Genomic DNA, 15,670 nt, shown 5'->3' with positions numbered 1-15,670 from the left:
TCGATCCTCACCCCGAGGCTTAATCAGCGCTTGCGGCAGGCAGATCGCCATCGAGCGTCGCCAATATCCTGTAGGCTGCCTTTACGCGCTCGCTGTTTGGATAATTCTTGTTCGCAAGAAGCACGATGCCGATGCGCTTGGAAGGCACGAAGGCGACATAGGCGCCGAAGCCGTTGGTTGATCCGGTCTTGTTGACAAGGATATCCTTCACAGGCGGCCGTGGCGGCGACAGTTTCTCGATCGCGTTGGCCTTGAGGGTCATGTCAGCCGAGTTCCCCGCCAGAAGTTGGTCGAGGGTTGTGGGGTATTGGTACATTTCCCAACCGAGGCCCTGGGTCATACCACCGACCTTGTAGTAGCCCGTCTGGGTCGCGGCGATCGCCGATTGCATGGTTTTGTCGAGATTAGAACCATCCATGTTGGCTTCGACAAAGCGTAGCATGTCGCTTGCCGACATCTTCACCCCGTAGGCTTCAGAGTCGAGGACGCCAGGCGAAACGCGGATGGCCTTGCCAGCTCTTGAATAGCCATAGGCGTAGTTCTCGCTTTCGCCCTTCGGAACCGTGATGAAGGTATGGCTGAGGCCTAGTGCCGGAAACAGCTTCTGCTGCATCAGATCATCGAATGGCCAGCCCATCGCCTTTGCCGCGGCATAGCCGAAGAGGCCGATACTCGGGTTGGAATAAACGCGACGGGTGCCGGGAGCATAGGCCGGATTCCAGGTCTTGTAGTAACCGACCATCGCCTTGTGATCGGTCACCTTGTCGGGGAATTGCAACGGTAGACCTCCCGCCGTGTAGGTTCCGAGGTCAAGCATCGTCGCTCCGGCAAGTTGGCTGCCGGCGAATTCGGGAAGATATCTGGCCGGGCTGTCAGCAAACGAAACGTCGCCGCTTGCCCGGGCGTAGCCTGCAAGCGTTGCTGTGAAGGTCTTGCTGACCGAGCCGATTTCAAACAGCGTTGCGTCGGTAACCTTCCCTCCGCTTGCCTTGGACGCCAGGCCGTAGTTGTAGATGTATCGCTCGCCCCCGGCCGTGATGGCAATGGCCATGCCAGGAATATTGTTTTTCGCCATCAAAGGGACGGCAACGTCGTTGACGACGCGGGCAAGCTCACTCTGGCGGTCTGCCGCATGAGCGCCGGCGCCGATAACCATTGACGCAGCGGCGACAATAGCAAGTGTGGAAAGCGAAATATTTCTCATAACAGACATGGTGCCTCGAGGTTCGTGGAGCCGCTGCGATCGCGTCGCAGCTGAGGGGTGTTAAGTGCAAGACGCCTTGAAATGCCGGAGATCCGGTGGTTTTTGCGAAAGCGGACTGGACTAGGCGGGATTGGTATACGGACCCTAGGCAGCGGCCTCAAACGACGATATCTAGCAGGAGGCATTAGAAAAATTTGGAGCTTCGATGGTTCGTCCGCATCTGCCGCTTAATGCGCTCAGAGCTTTTGAGGCGTCTGCCCGGCACCTGAGCTTCACCAAGGCGGCGATCGAGCTCTGCGTAACGCAGGCTGCCGTCAGCCATCAGGTCAAGAGCCTGGAAACGAGGCTGAACGTGACGCTGTTTGAACGGTTGCCTCGCGGGCTGATGCTGACGAGTGAAGGCGAGACCTTGCTGCCGGCGCTGCGTGACGCATTCGACCGAATTGCGGGGACGCTCGAGCAGTTCGAGGGCGGACACTATCGCGAGGTGCTGCGCGTGGGAGCTGTAGGCACCTTCGCCGTCGGCTGGCTCCTGCCGAGGCTTCGGGCGTTTCAATCACAACACCCCTTCATCGATTTGCGGCTCTCGACCAACAATAACCGCGTCGATGTCGCCGCCGAAGGCCTTGATTATGCCATCCGGTTTGGTTCGGGCGCCTGGCATGGGATCGAGGCGCTGCGTCTTCTGGAGGCTCCGCTATCGCCCCTTTGCGTTCCCGATATCGCCACGCAACTCAACGTGCCCGCCGACCTTTTGAAGCAGACTTTGCTTCGCTCGTATCGAGCCGATGAGTGGTCGCAATGGTTTGCGGCCGCAGGACTGGAGGCCAACCTTCTGCCGTTGAAGAGTATCATCTTCGATTCCTCGCTCGCCATGATGGAGGCTGCGCTGCAGGGCGTCGGCGTTGCGCTGGCGCCGCCTTTGATGTTCTCCAGGCATCTGCTAGCCGAGGGCATTCGCCAGCCATTCGACATCACGGTCACCATGGGCAGCTACTGGCTGACCCGCCTGCAGTCTCGCCCCGAAACGCCGGCGATGTCGGCATTCCGACAATGGCTGTGCGAGGCAGCAGGCACATCATCTGGCTGACAGCGCGCCACCCCTCTTGTGGACCTCAAAGGGCCAACGGCGTAGGATACTGCCAATGCTGAGGGGCTCTCCGAAGGATGCACGCACGTGGCTATCTTCATGGACCGGCATGATCTTGCGGCGACGACCGCGGAAGACATTGCCGAAGCGCATCGCAAGGATCTGGCTGTCGAACGTCGGTATGGGGTGAGGTTCCTCACTTACTGGTACGATCAACATCGCGGGACCGCCTTCTGTCTGATCGACGCGCCCGACGCGGAAACGGCTCAATGCGTGCATCGCGAGGCTCATGGTTTTGTCGCGGGTGAAGTGGTCGAAGTTGCACTGTCGGCGGTAGAGGCTTTCCTTGGGAGGATAACCGAACCAGAACAGAAGGCGGGCCAGACCAGCGTCGAACGGGATGCGGGCCACAGGGCGATCATGTTTACCGATATCGTCAGCTCAACGGAGATGACGTCGCGGCTCGGCGACCGCATGGCTGCGGAGCTCATCCGTGCGCATGATGCGATCGTGCGTCGCTGCCTGGAGCAATGCGAAGGCAGGGAGGTCAAGCACACCGGTGACGGCATTATGGCTTCGTTTGTCTCGACGCGTGCTGCCGTCGGCTGCGCCATGAGCATCCAGCGTGAATTCAGGATCTTTAATGCCGGCACGCCGGAACCTATCCATGTCAGGATCGGGCTTGATTGTGGCGAGCCGATCGAGGACAGCCGGGACCTTTTTGGCTCGACCGTGCAGCTGGCCGCGCGGCTCTGTGCGGCAGCCGACAGCGATCAGATCCTCGTATCGGAGAACATCTTTCGGGAGCACGGCGCGTCCGAACTCTTTGCCAATGCGACGCGCCGGGACCTGAAGGGCTTTTCCAAGCCCGTTCTGGCATTTGAGTGCGAGTGGACCGAGACCGAACCGAGGTAGGTGTCCCGGCCGGCGTCGTACTACTCCATCACGATCTGCAGCTTCACATCGCTCGGACGTGCCTCGACGGCGCGATCAAAGGCCGTGATGGCATCCTCAAAGGCGAACGTCTCCGAAATCAGCGGTTTCAGATCAACGCGGCCCGAGCCGAGAAGCGCGATCGAGCGCTCGTACTGATGAGCGTAGCGGAACACGGTCTCGATACGGATTTCCTTGGTCGATGCAGTCGAAACATCAAAGCCAATCGGATTGACCGGCAGACCGACGGCAACGATGACGCCTCCCGGTCGTGCCAGTTCCATGATGGTTTCCCAGGCTTTGGGTGAGCCAGAGCATTCGAAGATTACATCAGCGCCCCAGCCGTCGGTCAGATTTGCTACTTCTTCGACGAGGTTCTTCTCGCGGATATTGATCGGGATGACGCCCTGATACTGTGCTGCAATATCAAGTTTCGGCTGGGCAAGGTCGGCGACGATTGCGCGTGCACAGCCGCCGGCGAGAGCAGCGATCGCCACCATCGTGCCGATCGGGCCGGCGCCGAGGATGACGGCCGTGTCGCCGGGAGTGATCTTCGCCTTCGTTGCCGCCTGCATGCCGACCGCGAAGGGCTCTACCATCGCGCCTTCGGCGAAGCTCACATTGTCTGGAAGCTTGTAGGTATAATTTGCGGGATGGACGACCTCTGATGTCAGGACACCATGGATCGGCGGCGTCGCCCAGAAGGTAACAGCCGGATCGACATTATACATGCCGAGCCGGCTCGCCTTGGAATTGGGATCTGGGATGCCCGGCTCCATGCAGACGCGATCACCGACCTTCAGGTGGGTCACGCCGGCGCCAACTTCGACGATGGTACCGGCTGCCTCGTGGCCGAGTACCATCGGCTCGTTAACAACGAACGGACCAATCCTGCCATGCGTGTAATAGTGAACATCGGAGCCGCAGACGCCGACCGTGTGGATCTTGATCTTGACCTGGCCCGGGCCGGTGTCCATCGGCAGGTCGATATCGCGAAGTGCGAGTTCATGCTGGCGCTCGAGCACCAGCGCGCGGACGTTAGCCATTCTTCTGTTTCCTTCCCGGTTGCCTCCCCGCACCGTCTCAAAACCGGCGCAGCTCGGGACGGACTATAAGGCGTGAGACCTGCGCAATTCAATTGGTCGATAATGGCTTTTGCTCAAGAAGTGATGAAATGCTCATCGCCACCAGGCAAAAGCTTGCTCGCCATAAATCGCGAGTTGCCGGAATAATCGTCAAGCAAGCATTGCAGACGTGGGAAAATTTTATGTCCTCCTTATATCTGCTGGCGCCGATCCGTCTCGAACCTTTATCTCGTCCGGGAATATGAACACGCAACGAAAACGGCCAGCGACGTCAACTTGCAGCAAATCGATGTGTGTATCGTGGGCACCCGAGTTTGACCCCGTGTGAACGAGAAGAGACACTTCATGGACCTTTCGATGATTATTCGCCCTGAACACACGTTCATCGGCGTTTCGGTCACAACGAAGTGGCGGGCTCTGCAGAATATTGCAGGAAAGGCGGCCGAGGCCTTTGGCATCGAAGAGAAGAAAATACTTCAGGCACTTGAGAGCCGCGAGAGCCTTGGCTCGACGGGTATTGGCAGTGGAATTGCCGTACCTCATGCCGTGGTCGAGGGAATGACGCATCCCCGGGGGATGCTTATCCGCTTCGCACGGCCGGTCGATTTCGAGGCAGTTGACGACGTGTCCACAGATATTGCCTTTGTGCTCCTGTTTGGAGAGGCGAACCGCGGCGAGTACCTGAACGTGCTGGCCGCAATCGCGCGCCAGCTTCAAACGCCGGGCATTCTGGCCTCCATGCGCAAGGCAAGAACTGCTGAAGAGCTTTATTCGGATTTTCTGGCGGACTCGCGTCCCTAACCCACCGTGCTTGCGGTCTAAAGCAGGTCTCCCGAAAGTGGTCACCGGTTTCGGGATAAAGACATGCGACAAAACGATGAGCTGAAGCGCACGAGCGAACCTGAAAGATCGCGACGCGCTTTGGCGATCAGAAGTCGAGCTGGAACCGGAGGAAGCCTTCCACCTGGTCTACGCCTTCCTCTTCGTCATTGTACTGAAGACTGAGGCGTGTCCTCAGGTTCTCGACGACCATGTAGTTGACCGTGATGCCTGCTGTCCAAGCATTGCCTCCGGAAAAGCCGTCGCCGTCGGCATCAAGCGCGACGTTCTCGAAGTACTGCGCGCCAGGGATCAGCATGAGTTTGTCGGTCACCTTGTATTCGTACTGGGCGCCGACAGTCCATTCCGATTCCTCATAATAGTAGTTGGCGCCGCTTGCCCAGACGCCATAGAGGCCGAGCTGCCCTGGTCCGAGATCGGCATAGAAAATCGCGCGGATCGCACCCTCGTCGGTGTCGGTGTCATAGCTGCCGAGCAGATAGCCGGAATAGGCGCCCGTCTTGAAAGACACCTGGCCGGCAATGCCCAGGGTGTTTGGCCCCTCGCCAGGCTTGGTTTCGTATGCGTCTTCCAGCTCGTCCAGGGCAATCCCTGCCGTGATGACTTCGCCCTCATATTGATAGCGGATCGAGACGTGATTGGTTTCGTTGCTGGCAACAACATCGGTCTCGCCGCTCGGATCGTCATCCCACCAGCTGTAGAGCATGCCCACTCTGAAGCCCGCGATATCGATATAGCCTTCGTCTAGCGACGGGTCGAAGTCGGTGCCGTTTTCGGCCTCGTTGCGAAACGTGATGACGCCGGTCAGCGTGCCAAATTCCGTCTCGCTCTTCGAGCCGAAGGTGACTTGAGCGCGCGTCCAGGACGACCAGTCAGAGGGTCCCGATTCATCACGTCCAAACCGCTCCTCGATTCGCAAATAGCCCTCGAGCTTGAGGCAGGTTTCTGTCCCGGGAATATAGAAGTAGCCCGTGCCGTAGGCGTCGCAGACACGGACATATTCGACCGTCTCCGGCGCTGCAGCAACAATGGCGTCGGCGGCGTGCGCCGTGGAAATGGCTGAGAAAGCGGCTAGTGAGGCAATAAAGACGGCTTTTGCGAACATTAAAAACCCGGCTAGTGTTCGAGGAACGGCGCCATCCACCCATTGCAACGCAAGCGCATTATTCAAGCATAGGGAAAATTAGATGATTCGGCTCCTGCAAAAAATCGAGGGTAAATGCGCGCAGGTCCCGCCCATCATCAACATTGCGTCCTGGTGAACTCTTCATCAATGTGAGCAAGCCCATTTCGAAAGCGCGCTTCAAATGGGATGCCATTCCAGACTCAGCGGCGGAACCGAAACATTCTTCGTTTCATTATACGACTAACTTGGTAGAGTTTTGGCCGTGAACGAAGGAGGTTTCCATGCAGTCGATAAGGATCACGCGGCTTCTCGCGGCTGTGGCGCTGGCAGGTAGCGTTGCAATCGGTGCTGTCGCTCCCGCTTTTGCGGATCAAACGCTTCTCAACGTATCCTACGATCCGACGAGAGAACTGTATAAGGATTTCAATGCCGCCTTCGCTGCGAAGTGGCAGAAGGACACGGGTGAGGCTGTGACCATCAAGGCTTCGCATGGTGGGTCCGGCGCGCAGGCGCGTTCGGTGATCGACGGCCTTGACGCCGACGTCGTGACGCTTGCTCTGGAAGGTGATATCGACGCGATCGCTGCCAAGACCGGCAAGATCCCGGCCGATTGGAAATCGAAATTCCCGAACAATTCAACGCCTTACACGTCCACGATTGTCTTCCTCGTCCGCAAGGGAAATCCGAAAGGCATCAAGGACTGGGGTGATCTGGTGAAGGATGACGTTCAGGTCATCACTCCCAACCCGAAGACATCAGGTGGCGCGCGCTGGAACTTCCTGGCTGCATGGGCCTGGGCCAAGCAGGCCAATGGCGGCGATGAAGCCAAGGCACAGGAATATGTGACACAGCTCCTGCAGCACGTCCCGGTGCTTGACACCGGCGCGCGCGGCGCGACGACCACCTTCGTCCAGCGTGGACTGGGTGACGTTCTTCTCGCCTGGGAAAACGAAGCCTATCTCTCGCTGGAAGAGCTTGGTCCCGATCAGTTCGAGATCGTAACTCCTACATTCTCGATCCGTGCCGATCCGCCAGTGGCCGTGGTTGACGGCAATGTCGACAAGAAGGGTACCCGCAAAGTCGCGGAAGCCTATTTGAACTATCTGTATTCCGATGAGGGCCAGAAGATTGCCGCAAAGCACTTCTACCGGCCGACCAAGCCGGAGGCCGCAGACAAGGAAGACATCGCACGCTTCCCGAACCTGAAGCTCGCGACGATCGATGATTTCGGCGGCTGGAAGCAAGCGCAGCCGAAATTCTTCGGCGACGGCGGCGTATTTGACCAAATCTACAAGCCGGCACAATAATACGTCGCATGAAAGCATATAGCCCCACACGGTGGCGGTTCAGACGGCCGAGCGTCATTCCAGGCTTTGGAATGGCGCTCGGCCTTACCTTGACCTGGCTCACCCTTTTGATCCTCATCCCGCTTTCCGGCCTTGCCTGGCGGTCGAGCGAACTCGGCTGGGCAAAATTCCTGGCCATCGCGTTCGACCCTCGCACGCTGAGTGCACTGCGCATCAGCTTTGGCGCAGCCTTCGCCGCGGCATGCATCAATGCCGCCTTCGGCGTCGTGCTGGCCTGGGTGCTTGTTCGCTATCGCTTCCCGGGAAAGCGCATCATCGATGCCATGGTGGATTTGCCGTTCGCGTTGCCGACCGCTGTTGCCGGTATTGCGCTCGCAACCCTTTATGCACCGAACGGCTGGATTGGCCAGTTTCTGACACCGCTCGGCATCAAGATCGCGTTTACGCCGCTTGGCATCGTGATTGCCCTCGTCTTCGTCGGCCTGCCCTTCGTTGTGCGCACGGTTCAGCCCGTCATGGAGGAGATCGACAAGGAAGTGGAGGAGGCTGCGGCAACGCTTGGCGCCACGCGTCTTCAGACGATCTTCCGCGTGCTGCTGCCAGGATTGGCTCCGCCCGTTCTGACGGGCTTTGCGCTCGCCTTTGCGCGCGGGGTCGGCGAATATGGTTCGGTGATCTTCATTGCCGGTAACCTTCCCTTCCGGTCGGAGATCGCGCCCCTGCTGATCGTCATCAAGCTCGAAGAATATAACTATGCTGCTGCGACGGGCATTGCGGCCGTGATGCTGGTCATCTCCTTCATCATGTTGTTGATAATCAACCTCATCCAGAGCTGGAGCAGACGGAGGTACGGCTATGGCGCTTGATACGAGTGTTCAGCCGGTAAAGGTGCGTTCTGCGGTCACCGAGCACCGGTTTGCACGTTGGAGCCTGATCCTTACCTCGCTGGTGTTTCTGACGCTGATCCTGCTTTTGCCTTTGACAGCTGTCTTCGTCGAGGCCTTCCGCAAGGGCGCAGGTCCGTTTTTTGAGGCCCTGCAGGACGAGGAGACCGTCTCGGCGATCCGCCTGACCCTCATTGTTGCCGGCGTCAGCGTACCCCTTAACCTGATCTTTGGCGTTGCTGCCGCGTGGGCGATCGCCAAGTTCGAGTTCAAGGGCAAGGCGTTCCTGACGACGTTGATAGACCTCCCCTTCTCGGTCTCTCCGGTTATCTCGGGCCTGGTCTTCGTATTGCTGCTTGGCGCCAACACGTACCTTGGCCAATGGCTGAGCGCCTACAACATCAAGATTCTGTTCGCCGTTCCCGGGCTGATTCTTGCGACAATGTTCGTCACCTTTCCCTTCGTTGCGCGGGAGTTGATCCCCTTGATGCAAGAGCAGGGAACGGGCGATGAAGAGGCGGCCATTTCCCTTGGTGCCAGCGGTTGGCAAACCTTCTGGTACGTGACCTTGCCGAACATCAAGTGGGGCCTGCTTTACGGTGTGCTCTTGTGCAATGCCCGCGCCATGGGCGAGTTTGGGGCCGTGTCGGTGGTCTCCGGTCACATCCGGGGACAGACAAACACCATGCCGCTGCAGGTCGAAATTCTCTATAACGAGTACAATTTCACGGGCGCGTTCGCCGTCGCCACCCTGCTTGCCTTGCTCGCGCTCGTGACCCTTGTTTTAAAGACGCTGCTCGAGATGCGATACAGTGAAGAAATCGCCGCCAGCCGACGGCACTGAGGAATTAGAATGGAAGTTCGCGTACAAAACCTGCGCAAGGAATTCGATCGCTTTCCGGCGCTGCACGACGTCTCTCTCGACATCCGCTCTGGCGAACTGATTGCGCTCTTGGGACCGTCCGGATCTGGCAAGACGACTTTGCTGCGTCTTATTGCCGGTCTCGAGAGTCCCACTGACGGGTTGATCTATTTCGGCGACGAGGATGCGTCGAAGAAGACCGTTCAACAGCGCAATATCGGCTTTGTGTTCCAGCATTATGCCTTGTTCCGGCATATGACTGTGCTCGACAACGTCTCCTTCGGATTGAAGGTGCGCGATGGCGCGCGGCGCCCGCCCAAGGCGGAGATCCGAAGACGGGCTCTGGAGCTTCTTGACCTCGTTCAGCTGTCGGGCCTTGAGAAGCGTTATCCGGCGCAGCTATCCGGCGGCCAGCGTCAGCGTGTTGCGCTTGCGCGCGCAATGGCAGTCGAACCGAACGTGCTGCTGCTCGACGAGCCCTTCGGCGCCCTGGACGCACAGGTGCGCAAGGACCTGCGCAAATGGCTACGCGAAATCCATGATCGTACCGGTCATACAACTGTCTTCGTCACACATGACCAGGACGAGGCGATGGAGCTTGCCGACCGTGTGGTCGTCATGAGCCAGGGCGCGATCGAGCAGGTCGGAACGCCCGATGAAGTTTATGACAGCCCGAACTCGCCCTTTGTCTTTGGTTTTGTCGGTCAGTCGAACTGTCTCGACGTGCGGGTCAACGGCGGCGAAATCTGGTTCGAGGACCGGCCGCTCGGCCTTAAGGTCGATGGCGAAGCGGATGGGGATGCCCAGCTCTACTTCCGGCCGCACGACATCGAATTGCGCGACGGCTGTGGCGGTTGTATCGCCGGTCTCTTGACGACCAGCCGACGTGTCGCCGGTACGCGCCATATCGAGGTCGACATTGGCAAGGGCCATCCCCCGATTGAACTCGAACTGTCGCCGACGCAGGCTGGGGCTCTCGATCGTAGCCGGATTGCGTTCAGACCGACACGCTGGAAACTTTTTCGGACGGCGCAATAGCCGTCGGAATCAACTTGTGAACGTCGAATCAGTTTTGCGATCACGCAGTGATTTCGAGCGTATGACCATGTTGACCCGTTGTTTGCACTGGCAAAAATCGGTGCGTCGAGGATAGCTCCGACGCACCGAATCGCCCTGTGAATGCGGGCGAAAAGCCGCCAAATCAAATTGTGATACTAATTAAGTTTGAAATTTACCCAAAACGCGGGTAAAAAAGCGACCACTTAATCGAGAAGGGCTTACTACTCCAAATAGGGGGCACCTGACATTGAGGGCGCACATAGAGTTGGGAAAATCTCTCGCCGGGATTTTGTTTGCGAGCGTGGCGGCGGTTGGCTGTACGACTGCACAGCAACCGGCTCCGAAGGTGGTAAGCGACGCCACCAAACCCAAGAATGCGGCCCAAGTGGCCCAGGCAAGCAAAGTTACCTTCAATTACACGGCCAAGGATCGCGACTGCCTGAAGCGGGCGATGTACTTCGAGTCCGAGCATGCTGACCGCGACGGCTACATGGCGGTTGGCACCGTGGTGATGAACAGGCTGACGTCAGGCGCATATCCCGATTCAATCTGTGGTGTTGTCGCCCAGCAACGGCAGTTCGCTCCTGGTGTGATGACACGGGTCGTCGAGCCGACGGCGGAAATCGAACTGACTGATGCTGCCGACGCAATTCTCCGCGGTGAGCGGCACCGAGGTGTCAAGGACGCTATGTTCTTCCACACCGACGGTCTGAAGTTCCCCTATCGCAACATGCATTACGTGGCGATTGCGGGGGGCAATGCCTTCTACGAGAAGCGTGGTCGCGACGGTGAACTGCAGACCCCGGCACCCCTGCCCTCATATGAAGTCGCAATGAATTATGTGCCCGGTCAGAGCCTGATGCCGCCACAGTTCCTGGCGCTTGTTCCCACAACCGTCCCCGTACCAATCCCGATGCCGGAGCCGGTCGCGACATTGGGGGCGCAGCCCTCGATGCCAGCGCCACCAATGGAAGCGGTATCGCCTGCTGCGATGGACGTAGTGACGCCGGTCGCGGTGCCGATACCGAGACCAGCCGTCAATGATGCCGTGCTGCGCGGCAGCCTTGCGCACGGCTGAGGCTGCGCTTCCTACTTCGCCCTGTTCCCGTCCGCGTCGAAGACGTGCAGATGCGGTGCGGGGAACGACACGTTGATTGTCGGACCCGCTGTGAGCGCGGCCCGGTCGAGCGTGAAGATCTTGAACGGCAATCCGTGCAGTGACAAATGCAGGATGATGCCGAACCCTGTGGGCTCAACCAGTTCGACGGTCGCGTTCAGACCGCCTTGATCCGCAATCACTACATGCTCTGGCCGGATCCCCAGCGTAACCTTGGCGCCGTTTGCAAGTGACAGCGGCGCGGCCAGCGGTACGACCGTGCCGTCCTTCAGGCGGACACCGCCGTCTGCATAGGTCGCTTCAAGGAAATTCATGCCAGGCGAACCGATGAAGCCGGCGACGAAGAGGTTGGCAGGGCGATCATAAAGTTCGAGCGGGCTGCCTACCTGCTGCACGACGCCGCCATGCATCGCAACAATCCTGTCAGCCAAGGTCATAGCCTCGATCTGGTCGTGGGTGACATAGATCGATGTTGCCTTCAGGTCGCCGTGCAGTTTTTTAATTTCGGCACGCATCTGCTCGCGCAGACGTGCGTCGAGGTTCGACAAAGGTTCGTCGAAGAGGAAGGCCTTCGGTTGGCGCACGATGGCGCGGCCCATGGCAACGCGTTGGCGCTGGCCGCCGGAAAGCGCCTTCGGACGGCGTTCAAGCAGCGGATCGAGGCCGAGCTTTGACGCGGCCCCGGCAACGGCACTGGCAATCTTTTCCTTTGCCGTCTTCCGGAGCTTCAGGCTGTAGCTCATGTTTCCCGCGACGTTCATGTGCGGGTAAAGCGCATAGGACTGGAACACCATGGCGATGTCGCGGTCTTTCGGGTGCAGTTCGTTGACGCGGTTGCCGGCGATGCGGATCTCGCCACCGGTGACGTCTTCCAGGCCTGCGATCATGCGCAGCAGAGTGGATTTGCCGCAGCCGGACGGGCCGACCAACACGACGAACTCTCCATCCTTGATCCTGAGGTCGACGTCGTGCAGCACCTTGACGGGGCCGTATGCCTTCTTGACGTTCTGGATATCGATCGATGCCATTTTGATTAACCCTTGACCGCGCCGGCCGTCAGGCCCTGGACGAGATAACGCTGGATGAGCAGGAAGAAGAGACCGGCCGGGATGAGCGCGAGCACGCCCGCAGCCATCATTTGCCCGAAATCCACGGAGAACTTGGAAACGAAAGTCAAAAGCCCGACCGGGAAGGTTGCCGCGTCGTTGCCGTTGATGAGCATGAGGGCAAAGAGCAGTTCGCTCCACGCGGCGGTGAAGACGAAGCCAAGCGTTGCCGCGATGCCCGGAAGTGTCAGCGGCAGGATGATCTGCCGGAAGGCGGTGAACTGTGTTGCGCCGTCAATCATGGCTGCCTCCTCGAGATCCTTAGGGATTCCGTCGAAGAACGACTGCATGAGGAAGGTGGCGAAGGGCACATTGAAGGCGGTGTAGACAACGACGAGGCCGGTGAGGCTGTTCGTCAGATGCAGTGGCGTCAGGATCTTGAAGATCGGCGCAACCAGCATGACAAGCGGGAACATCTGCGTCAGCAGCATCAGCGCGACAATCCAGTACTTGGCCCGGAAATTGAAGCGTGACAGGGCGTAGCCTGACAGAGAGGCGCAGATCGTGACCACGATTGCGGTCGAGGCCGATACGATCAGGCTGTTCTTGAAGAAGGTCGGAAAGGCGCTGTGCTGGATGACGAAGGAGTAGTGCTCCCACGTTGTCCGCGACGGCCACATCCGGACGCCCTCGGTATAGAGGAGATCGTTTGGCGTCACCGACACCTTGAGCAGCCAGAACAGCGGAAACAGCGCAAAGACGATGTAGCAGAGAATGGCCAGGCGATGCGCGACGGTCGGAAGAATGGATCGCTTCATGACATCAATCCTTGTTCAGCAGGGTCTGCCGCAGCAGGATGATCAGCATTGAATAGGCAAGCAGCAGCACCAGCAGCACCAGCGCGATTGCCGAGGCATAGCCGAAGTCCAGGCGCCTGAAGGCCTGCGTAAAGATGTAGCTCGCGACGATTTGCGTCCGGTCAGCCGGGCCGCCACCAGTCATGACGACGATCAGGTCGGCGAAATTGGAAACCCAGACGGTTCGCAAGAGCACGGTGATTGCAATGGTCGGTGCGAGAAAGGGCAAGGTTATCGAACGAAAACGCTGGAACCAGCCTGCGCCGTCGATGGAGGCCGCCTCGTAAAGGTCGCGCGGAATTGCCTGGAGAGCCGCAAGCAATGTGATCGCGAAGAAGGGAATGCCCCACCAGACATTGGCGATAATCGGTCCCCACATCGCATAGTGCGGATCGGAAAGAACATTTCCCGGCTCGCTCATCAGGCCGAGCGCAAACAACCAATGTGGGATCGGTCCGATGACTGGGTTGAAGAGCCATGCCCAATTCAGGCCGGCAAGGAACGAGGGGACGGCCCAGGGCAGGAAGACCAAAGCCTGTACGACGCCCCTGCCCCAGAACGGCTTGTCGAGCAGAAGCGCCAGAATGAGGCCGAAGATGAATTGCAGCAGGACGGATGCGCCCGTCCACCAGAGGGTGTTCTTCAGGGCGCCATAGAAGGCTGCGTCTTTCGAGAGTGCACGGAAATGGTCGAGCCCGACGAAGCCGCCCGAAAACGGATTGAGAAGCTGGATGTCGCGGAACGCGTAGGATACCCCGATCACCAATGGCACCAGCATCACCGCAATGATCAGGACCAGCGACGGTGCACTGTAAAGATAGGGTTCGGAGGCATCGGCCACGCGCTTCAGCCAGGGGCGCCTGTCCTGGCGCCTTTCCAGCGTATTGGCAGTGAGGGTCATCAGGCAAATCCGTTTCGCGGCGCAATCTGGGCCGTCGCAAGACAGTGAAGGAGGCGGCGGACTAGTCCGCCGCCGGTGGTCCGTTACTTCTTGGCGAGGAACTTCTGCTGCGCCTTGGTCAGATAGTCTGCCCACTGGTCAGCCAGTTCCTTCGGCGTGATGTCGCCGAGAAGCGCCTGCTGCGTCGTCTTGATCGCAAGCGAATCCTTGAAGAAGGCGAACTCTTCGAGGTAGGTCGGCATCACGGTCGGAACGATATTCGGATCAGCCAGTTCTTCGAACCAGCCCTTGAACTGATCGCCCGCATAGAAGGGGTCCTTCTCTGCCGAGGTATGAACCGGAAGGGCACCGGTACGCTTGTTCCACTCGATGTTGCCTTCCGGCGATTCAAGCGTCTCGATCAGCTTCCAGGACAGATCCTTGTTCTGGCTGGTGGTGAACATCGACCAGCCGGCAAAGCCGATCGTGGTGAAGCCCTTGCCGCTCGGGCCGACCGGCATCTTGGTGACGCCGAAATCTTCAGGCTTCATGCGCTGGGCAACGGCGATCAGCGCGTCCGGATCCTGGTCGAGCATCGCGCAGGTGCCGGAGTAGAAGCCGGCAACGGTTTCATTGAAGCCCCAGTTGACGCTGTCCTTCGGGGTCAGGCCCTTCTTGTAGAGGTCGACGACCCATTCCAGACCCTTTGCCCAGCCTTCGCTGTTCATGGTCGAGGTACCGTCCTCGTTGAAGAACTTGTTGGAACCTGCCATCGTCGCGCCGAACATCACCCAGCCGTTCAGGCCACCCGGTCCGCCGCGCAGGCAGTAGCCGGACTTGCCCGGAAGCTTGGAGACCTTCTCGGAGGCGGCAACGAAATCGTCGAGTGTCTTCGGTGGTTCGGCGACGCCTGCTTCCTGGAAGAGCTTCTTGTTGTAGAACAGTGCGCGAAGGTAGAAGCCGTAAGGCAGCATGTAGGCTGTGTTGTTGACGTCGCGGCCGAGTTCAAGCGCGCGCGGCGTCAGGCCCTTGGTGTGCTCCCACTTGGCAAGGTAGGGCTCAAGGCTTTCGAGCATCCCGTTGTTGGCATAGAGCGAAAGCCAGGTGTCGGGCATTTCCATGACATCAGGCGTATCGCCGGCCGAGACCATCGTCGCGAATTTCTGGAAGGCTTCGTTCCAGGGCAGCGAGATGATGTCAACCTTGGTACCGGGATTGGCAGCCTCGAACTTGCCGACGATCGACTTCAGCGTCTCGGTGCGTTCAGGGCTGGTAATGACCTCGACCAGTTTCAGCGTGGTATCGGCGAGCGCCGTACCGGCCATCATCGTGGCGAGAAGAGTGGCGGTGATCAGTCTTTTCATGCTTGCTCCCCCTTTT

15 protein-coding genes are annotated in these 15,670 nt (G+C 59.0%); 8 read left to right on the top strand and 7 right to left on the bottom strand.

The window, feature by feature from the left end:
• Positions 1-19: 19 nt before the first annotated feature.
• Entirely contained in the window at positions 20-1,204 is a 1,185-nt protein-coding gene (ampC, locus tag JNB88_RS06745) for a class C beta-lactamase (protein ID WP_220355076.1), read from the bottom strand.
• Between the two features lie 205 nt (positions 1,205-1,409).
• Here ampC and JNB88_RS06740 point away from each other — a divergent pair, with 205 nt between their 5' ends.
• Both JNB88_RS06740 and JNB88_RS06735 read left to right on the top strand, forming a co-directional pair.
• Positions 1,410-2,294 carry a LysR family transcriptional regulator gene (locus JNB88_RS06740; RefSeq protein ID WP_037134180.1) on the top strand — a complete coding sequence of 295 codons (885 nt, stop codon included), beginning with the start codon at positions 1,410-1,412 and terminating at the stop codon, positions 2,292-2,294.
• 87 nt (positions 2,295-2,381) lie between these two features.
• Positions 2,382-3,209: a nickel-binding protein gene (locus tag JNB88_RS06735; protein WP_037134181.1), complete on the top strand. Its 828-nt coding sequence runs from the start codon at positions 2,382-2,384 to the stop codon at positions 3,207-3,209.
• Between the two features lie 20 nt (positions 3,210-3,229).
• Here the strand turns inward: JNB88_RS06735 and JNB88_RS06730 are convergent, their stop codons facing one another.
• A complete protein-coding gene (locus tag JNB88_RS06730) occupies positions 3,230-4,273 on the bottom strand; it encodes an NAD(P)-dependent alcohol dehydrogenase (protein WP_220354775.1) in 1,044 nt (347 codons plus the stop codon).
• A gap of 384 nt (positions 4,274-4,657) precedes the next feature.
• Here JNB88_RS06730 and JNB88_RS06725 point away from each other — a divergent pair, with 384 nt between their 5' ends.
• Entirely contained in the window at positions 4,658-5,113 is a 456-nt protein-coding gene (locus JNB88_RS06725) for a PTS sugar transporter subunit IIA (protein WP_220354774.1), read from the top strand.
• Positions 5,114-5,240: 127 nt separating this feature from the next.
• On the opposite strand, the gene JNB88_RS06720 is transcribed toward JNB88_RS06725, so the two are convergent.
• Positions 5,241-6,257, bottom strand: a complete 1,017-nt coding sequence (locus JNB88_RS06720) for a porin (RefSeq protein ID WP_220354773.1) — start codon at positions 6,255-6,257, stop codon at positions 5,241-5,243.
• Between the two features lie 302 nt (positions 6,258-6,559).
• Here JNB88_RS06720 and JNB88_RS06715 point away from each other — a divergent pair, with 302 nt between their 5' ends.
• The 5 genes from JNB88_RS06715 (at position 6,560) to JNB88_RS06695 (ending at position 11,468) form a co-directional block, all read left to right on the top strand.
• Positions 6,560-7,585, top strand: a complete 1,026-nt coding sequence (locus JNB88_RS06715; RefSeq protein WP_220354772.1) for a sulfate ABC transporter substrate-binding protein — start codon at positions 6,560-6,562, stop codon at positions 7,583-7,585.
• Positions 7,586-7,593: 8 nt separating this feature from the next.
• The gene (gene cysT / locus JNB88_RS06710) at positions 7,594-8,451 is read left to right on the top strand and encodes a sulfate ABC transporter permease subunit CysT (RefSeq protein ID WP_037134186.1); all 858 of its coding nucleotides are present in this window, start codon (positions 7,594-7,596) and stop codon (positions 8,449-8,451) included.
• Positions 8,441-9,313, top strand: coding sequence for a sulfate ABC transporter permease subunit CysW (cysW, locus tag JNB88_RS06705; RefSeq protein WP_220354771.1), 873 nt, complete (start codon positions 8,441-8,443; stop codon positions 9,311-9,313). The genes cysT and cysW overlap by 11 nt, the downstream gene beginning before the upstream one ends.
• Positions 9,314-9,322: 9 nt before the next feature.
• A complete protein-coding gene (locus tag JNB88_RS06700; protein ID WP_220354770.1) occupies positions 9,323-10,369 on the top strand; it encodes a sulfate/molybdate ABC transporter ATP-binding protein in 1,047 nt (348 codons plus the stop codon).
• Between the two features lie 268 nt (positions 10,370-10,637).
• Positions 10,638-11,468 (top strand): cell wall hydrolase, encoded by an 831-nt coding sequence (locus JNB88_RS06695; RefSeq protein ID WP_220354769.1) that lies wholly within the window; start codon positions 10,638-10,640, stop codon positions 11,466-11,468.
• 11 nt (positions 11,469-11,479) lie between these two features.
• Here JNB88_RS06695 and JNB88_RS06690 read toward each other — a convergent pair whose 3' ends face one another.
• From JNB88_RS06690 to JNB88_RS06675, 4 genes are all read right to left on the bottom strand, one after another.
• Positions 11,480-12,535, bottom strand: a complete 1,056-nt coding sequence (locus JNB88_RS06690) for an ABC transporter ATP-binding protein (protein ID WP_220354768.1) — start codon at positions 12,533-12,535, stop codon at positions 11,480-11,482.
• 5 nt (positions 12,536-12,540) lie between these two features.
• On the bottom strand, positions 12,541-13,371 hold the full coding sequence (locus tag JNB88_RS06685) for a carbohydrate ABC transporter permease (RefSeq protein ID WP_220354767.1): 831 nt from the start codon (positions 13,369-13,371) through the stop codon (positions 12,541-12,543).
• Positions 13,372-13,375: 4 nt separating this feature from the next.
• Positions 13,376-14,311 carry a carbohydrate ABC transporter permease gene (locus JNB88_RS06680; RefSeq protein ID WP_037134192.1) on the bottom strand — a complete coding sequence of 312 codons (936 nt, stop codon included), beginning with the start codon at positions 14,309-14,311 and terminating at the stop codon, positions 13,376-13,378.
• 83 nt (positions 14,312-14,394) lie between these two features.
• Entirely contained in the window at positions 14,395-15,654 is a 1,260-nt protein-coding gene (locus JNB88_RS06675; RefSeq protein WP_037134193.1) for an ABC transporter substrate-binding protein, read from the bottom strand.
• Positions 15,655-15,670 lie beyond the last annotated feature (16 nt).

This window comes from Rhizobium cauense, from assembly GCF_019511525.1.
Taxonomy (GTDB): Bacteria; Pseudomonadota; Alphaproteobacteria; order Rhizobiales; family Rhizobiaceae; genus Rhizobium; species Rhizobium cauense.
The sequence above is the reverse complement of the archived record's forward strand: the minus strand, read 5'-3'. Positions and strand labels throughout refer to the sequence as shown.

What these genes read in the sequence shown, in the direction of transcription:
- ampC (WP_220355076.1), bottom strand. Translation starts at nt 1,204, where the DNA reads ATGAGAAATATTTCGCTTTCCACACTTGCTATTGTCGCCGCTGCGTCA.
- JNB88_RS06740 (WP_037134180.1), top strand. Translation starts at nt 1,410, where the DNA reads ATGGTTCGTCCGCATCTGCCGCTTAATGCGCTCAGAGCTTTTGAGGCG.
- JNB88_RS06730 (WP_220354775.1), bottom strand. Translation starts at nt 4,273, where the DNA reads ATGGCTAACGTCCGCGCGCTGGTGCTCGAGCGCCAGCATGAACTCGCA.
- JNB88_RS06725 (WP_220354774.1), top strand. Translation starts at nt 4,658, where the DNA reads ATGGACCTTTCGATGATTATTCGCCCTGAACACACGTTCATCGGCGTT.
- JNB88_RS06720 (WP_220354773.1), bottom strand. Translation starts at nt 6,257, where the DNA reads ATGTTCGCAAAAGCCGTCTTTATTGCCTCACTAGCCGCTTTCTCAGCC.
- JNB88_RS06715 (WP_220354772.1), top strand. Translation starts at nt 6,560, where the DNA reads ATGCAGTCGATAAGGATCACGCGGCTTCTCGCGGCTGTGGCGCTGGCA.
- cysT (WP_037134186.1), top strand. Translation starts at nt 7,594, where the DNA reads ATGAAAGCATATAGCCCCACACGGTGGCGGTTCAGACGGCCGAGCGTC.
- cysW (WP_220354771.1), top strand. Translation starts at nt 8,441, where the DNA reads ATGGCGCTTGATACGAGTGTTCAGCCGGTAAAGGTGCGTTCTGCGGTC.
- JNB88_RS06700 (WP_220354770.1), top strand. Translation starts at nt 9,323, where the DNA reads ATGGAAGTTCGCGTACAAAACCTGCGCAAGGAATTCGATCGCTTTCCG.
- JNB88_RS06690 (WP_220354768.1), bottom strand. Translation starts at nt 12,535, where the DNA reads ATGGCATCGATCGATATCCAGAACGTCAAGAAGGCATACGGCCCCGTC.
- JNB88_RS06685 (WP_220354767.1), bottom strand. Translation starts at nt 13,371, where the DNA reads ATGAAGCGATCCATTCTTCCGACCGTCGCGCATCGCCTGGCCATTCTC.
- JNB88_RS06680 (WP_037134192.1), bottom strand. Translation starts at nt 14,311, where the DNA reads ATGACCCTCACTGCCAATACGCTGGAAAGGCGCCAGGACAGGCGCCCC.
- JNB88_RS06675 (WP_037134193.1), bottom strand. Translation starts at nt 15,654, where the DNA reads ATGAAAAGACTGATCACCGCCACTCTTCTCGCCACGATGATGGCCGGT.